This is a genomic window from Zhongshania sp., assembly GCF_041584495.1.
In the GTDB taxonomy this organism is placed as follows: domain Bacteria; phylum Pseudomonadota; class Gammaproteobacteria; order Pseudomonadales; family Spongiibacteraceae; genus Spongiibacter.
The window spans coordinates 1-4,947 of the sequence record NZ_JBFHDY010000175.1 but is presented as its reverse complement, the minus strand read 5'-3'; the positions used below and the strand labels follow the sequence as shown (position 1 = coordinate 4,947).

Below are 4,947 nucleotides of genomic sequence, written 5' to 3'. Positions count from 1 at the left end.
GCCGCCCAGCTCACGTGCATCGGCTTGACGCAGGAAGGTGTAGAGCTCGCGTACTAGGTCGGCAACAACGGTTTTTTCATGCATTGATTGGTCAGGCAGGGGACCAAAGGAAGAGCGCAACGCGGCAACCATCCAGCCAGACAGGTACAAGTAGCGGCGATCAGTTTTACCGTTGAAGTGTTTCTTAATAGAAATCATCTTCTGCTGACCAATAAAGCCATGCCAGCAACCCAGAGACTGAGTGTATTTGGTTTTGTCTTTGTCAAACGCGGCCATGTCTGCACGCATGATGTCGGCAGTGTATTTGGCAATGTCTAGACCGGTTTTGAACTTATTCTGGGCGCGCATGCGTGCGACATACTCGGGGTTGATTCCGTCCCAGCTGTGGCCAGCTTGTTCCTTAAGTGAGGCAACTGCCTGGATGTCTGCTTGTAGAGTTGACATATGTGGTCCCTATTTTGTGCGTTTGGGTGGTTAACGCTGGCTAGTTTACGCGTGACCGTTAAATTTTTCTAATTTATAGGTATTATGTCGATTATTTATTAAATAAATAATTCTTACTTGATCGTCAATAAAGCGCTATATAGCTACACCGTAATAGAGGAGGCTTTTGAGGATGCGCCGAATTCCATCATTATAGCTGCTCAATATAAATTATCCATTCACAAAATGAATAGTAAAGATAATATGGATAAATTTGCAGAATTATGCCCAAGTGCTAGGATGTTGGTCTACATTTGAGTGATGTCGCACGCAGTTAATTTCTAAACACAAAGTATTAATTTATTAAGGAGTGATTATGTCTTCGCAGGCCAATTCTAGGGTGCAGCACGCGGGCTTACAGATTGCCGATGTACTTTATCGCTTGGTCAACGAGGAGGTCGCTCCTGGTACCGGTATTAGCCCTAAGCAATTTTGGGATGCGATGGCGGCAGTGATTAATGATCTCGCCCCTAAAAATCGCGCTTTACTGGCTAAACGCGAGCAGATTCAAGCTCAAATTGACGACTGGCATCGCGCTAACCGCGGTCAGTTCGACGCAGCAAAGTATAAAGCCTTTTTAACCGAAATTAATTACCTGCTTCCTGAGCCTGCTGATTTTGCGGTTAGTACCGTGAATGTCGATGAAGAAATCGCCAGTTTGGCTGGTCCTCAGCTTGTTGTGCCAGTAATGAATGCTCGCTACGCCCTGAACGCTGCGAATGCGCGTTGGGGTAGCTTATATGATGCGCTCTATGGCACCAATGTTATTTCAGAAGCCGATGGCGCTGATAAGGGCAAGGGCTACAACCCCGTGCGCGGCGCTAAGGTTATTGCTTACGCCCGCCAATTTTTAGATCAAAGTGCGCCGCTCGTTGCGGGCAGTCACGCGGATGCAACAGGCTATAGCGTGGTAACTGGCACCTTGGCGGTTAGCTTGGCAGATGGGTCTGTTACCGAGTTGCAGCAGCCAGAGCAGTTTGTTGGTTTTCTGGGGGATGCCGCCAGCCCTAGCAATATTTTGCTAGTAAATAATGGTTTGCATATCGATATTCAAATAGACGACCAGCACCCTATTGGCAAGGATGATCCGGCGCGGGTTAAGGATTTGGTGCTGGAGTCGGCACTGACTACTATTCAAGACTGTGAGGATTCGGTAGCCGCAGTAGATGCCGACGACAAAGTTGAGGTTTATCGCAATTGGTTGGGTTTAATGAAGGGCGATCTTCAGGAAAAACTCAATAAAGGTGGTAAAGAGCTAGTTCGTACCTTAGTTGGTGATCGTACCTTTATCGCAGCCGATGGCGGCGAAAAAGTCATGCACGGCCGTAGCTTGCTGTTGGTTCGTAACGTTGGTCACTTGATGACCAATGAGGCCATTATTGACGCCGATGGCCTTGAAGTACCTGAAGGCATCATGGATGCCATGGTCACGGTATTGGCGGCGATGCACGATCTTAAGCAGACGAGCGCCTTGCGCAACTCCCGCACGGGCAGTGTTTACATTGTTAAGCCAAAAATGCACGGCCCTGAAGAAGTGGCTTTTGCTGGTGAATTATTCTCGCGGGTTGAAGACGCGTTTGGTTTGCCGCGCAACACTTTAAAAATCGGCATCATGGATGAGGAGCGTCGCACTACCGTTAACCTCAAGGCCTGTATTGCTGCGGTGCCAGAGCGGGTTATCTTTATCAATACTGGCTTCTTAGATCGCACCGGTGACGAAATTCACACGAGTATGGAAGCCGGCCCATTTGTACGCAAAGCCGACATGAAAAAGCAGGCGTGGATTAACGCCTACGAAGACTGGAACGTTGATATCGGCTTGGCCTGTGGCTTAAGCGGCCGCGCACAAATCGGTAAAGGCATGTGGGCCATGCCCGACGAAATGGCCGCGATGATGGAGGCAAAGATTGCCCATCCACAGGCTGGCGCTAACTGCGCTTGGGTGCCATCGCCTACTGCCGCAACCTTGCACGTTATGCACTATCACCAAGTCAACGTGAAGTCGGTGCAAGCTCAGTTGGCCAGCCGCCAGCGCGCTGCCCTGGACGATATTTTAAGTATTCCGGTTGCGCAGAACCCCAATTGGAGCGCCGAAGAAATCCAGCAAGAGTTGGATAACAACGCCCAGGGCATGCTTGGCTATGTAGTGCGCTGGATCGATGCCGGTGTGGGCTGCTCTAAAGTTCCTGATATTAACGACGTTGGCCTGATGGAAGACCGCGCGACCCTGCGTATCTCTAGTCAGCACATCGCCAACTGGTTACATCACGGCGTTTGTACTGAGGCGCAAGTGATGGAAACCATTAAGCGTATGGCGGCAGTAGTTGATAGGCAGAATGCCGACGACCCGAGCTACACGCCAATGGCGCCTAACTTCGACGACAGCGTGGCCTTCCAAGCTGCCTGTGAACTGGTCTTTAAGGGCTGCGAACAGCCTAGCGGCTACACCGAGCCAGTTCTGCATCGCCGTCGTATTGAATACAAAGCTCAAGCTAAGGCTTAAGTTTTTAAACGATTCCTTTCCTGTCAGTGAGGCTTGGCCCGGATTTATCCGGGCCTTTTTTATTCTGGGAGATGCTTGACGGAAAACGGGAGATGCAAAAGCAAAAGCGTTTACCGTCTCCCGTAAAGCGTCTCCCGCGTCTCTGCTGGCAGAGCGCTCAAAAAACGCCCATAATCACGCCAAACTATAAAGCCCTGCGGAGTTATTCTTAGTATGAATCTATCGCGAATCGATCTAAACCTGCTGGTCTATCTCGACGTGCTGTTACGAGAGAAAAATGTTACCCGTGCCGCGGAGCAGTTAGGCATTACCCAGCCAGCATTGAGTAATGGTCTGCGCCGTCTGCGGGATTTGTTTAATGATCCGCTGCTGGTGCGTACTAGCGAGGGTATGACGCCGACGGAGCGTGCCTTGGAGTTGCAGCCCCAGGTGCGGACTATTTTATCGGCGGTGGAGCAGGCGGTATTGCCGGTCTCGGATTTTGAGGTCACTAAGAGTAGCCGGGTGTTTCGGATTATGGCCAGCGACTATGCGGAGTCTACGCTATTGATGCCGCTGCTATTTAAACTCCGCGACGAAGCGCCGAATATCACTTTAGATATTTTGACTCCGAGCGACGTGACTTTTCAGGACTTGGAGCAAGGCAAGATCGACATGGCAATCAATCGCTTTGATCGTCTGCCTCAGTCTTTTCATCAGGCCACGGTGTGGCGAGATAGCTTTTCCTGTCTGATGAGCAGTGGCAACTCAGCCTTGGGTAATTTCGATATGGACGCCTTTTTAGCGGCGCCCCATATTTGGGTTAGCAAGACGGGTATGGGGGTTGGGCGCGGTATGAGTCAGCGCGACAGTCAGCGCTTAGGCTGGGTCGACGAGGCCTTGGCCGAGTGTGGGCACGAGCGGCAAATCCGCGTGTTTACCCGTCACTATCAGGTGGCGGCATTACTGGCGAAACACCCTGATTTAATTGCTACCCTGCCGACTCAGGTAGCTAATTTGTACGTGGATGACCCGCGTTTAGCCGTGCGCAAACCGCCGTTTATGATAATACCTATTGAGCTTAAGCTCGCGTGGAGCCCCCTGTTACAGCATGACCCGGGTCATATTTGGCTGCGGCGTCGTATTGTTGAGGTGGGCGAGGAAATTTCCGGTCGCGCCTGAGTTTGGCGGGGGTGTGACAACTTCCGCAATATTGGCCGCTGATCGTCGAATCTCGGCAAATAAGCAATAAATTGGCCCGGTGGCGTGACCTTGCCGGTCAAAACTGTCATGCTTGTCGGCTTATTTTAACGGGAGGCTCCCATGATTATTGCTAACGATTGCGTAGTGGCTTTTCACTACACCCTGACCGACGAAGCTGGTGCTGAGATTGACACGTCTAAAGGTCAAGAGCCACTGGCCTATCTGCATGGTCACGGCGGTATTATCCCAGGTTTAGAGCGTGAGCTGACCGGCAAAACTACCGGCGACGCGATGAAAGTGACTGTTCAGCCAGAAGATGGCTACGGTGAACTGAACCCTGAATTGATCCAAGCGGTACCTCGTGAAGCATTCCAAGGCGTCGATCAAATCGAAGTCGGCATGCAGTTCCAGGCGTCCGGCGCACAGGGTCAAGTGCAAACCGTTGTTGTTAAAGCGGTTGACGACGAGTCTGTTACTGTTGATGCCAACCACCCTTTAGCGGGTCAGGTATTGCAGTTTGACGTCAGCATTGAAGAAGTTCGTGTTGCCAGTGAAGAAGAACTCAGCCATGGCCATGTCCACGGCGCCGGTGGTCATCAGCACTGATTACCTAAGAGTTTTAAAAGAGGCCAATTGGCCTCTTTTTTTTGCGTGCGCCAGGCATGGCGCGTAGCGCCGTGACGGGCGCTGTTCCAAACCGCGTGGTGGCGATTGGATGACTTGGTGGTGAGAGTCCACTATCGGCCCGGCAAGGGGAACGATTAGCCGAACGGCAAGGG

The 4,947-nt window shown here is 51.3% G+C and carries 3 protein-coding genes and 1 pseudogene; 3 read left to right on the top strand and 1 reads right to left on the bottom strand.

The genetic code is table 11. The features are described from left to right. Positions 1-444 (bottom strand): annotated as a pseudogene (locus ABYP33_RS17355) (isocitrate lyase); the annotation flags it as partial. Between the two features lie 355 nt (positions 445-799). Between ABYP33_RS17355 and ABYP33_RS17350 the strand changes: the two are divergent. From ABYP33_RS17350 to ABYP33_RS17340, 3 genes are all read left to right on the top strand, one after another. Beyond that, entirely contained in the window at positions 800-2,986 is a 2,187-nt protein-coding gene (locus tag ABYP33_RS17350) for a malate synthase G (RefSeq protein WP_373092418.1), read from the top strand. A gap of 213 nt (positions 2,987-3,199) precedes the next feature. Then, positions 3,200-4,147, top strand: coding sequence for a LysR family transcriptional regulator (locus ABYP33_RS17345; RefSeq protein WP_008251265.1), 948 nt, complete (start codon positions 3,200-3,202; stop codon positions 4,145-4,147). Between the two features lie 141 nt (positions 4,148-4,288). Further along, complete coding sequence (locus ABYP33_RS17340; RefSeq protein WP_008251266.1) at positions 4,289-4,774, top strand: peptidylprolyl isomerase; 486 nt, start codon at positions 4,289-4,291, stop codon at positions 4,772-4,774. The last annotated feature ends 173 nt before the right edge of the window (positions 4,775-4,947 follow it).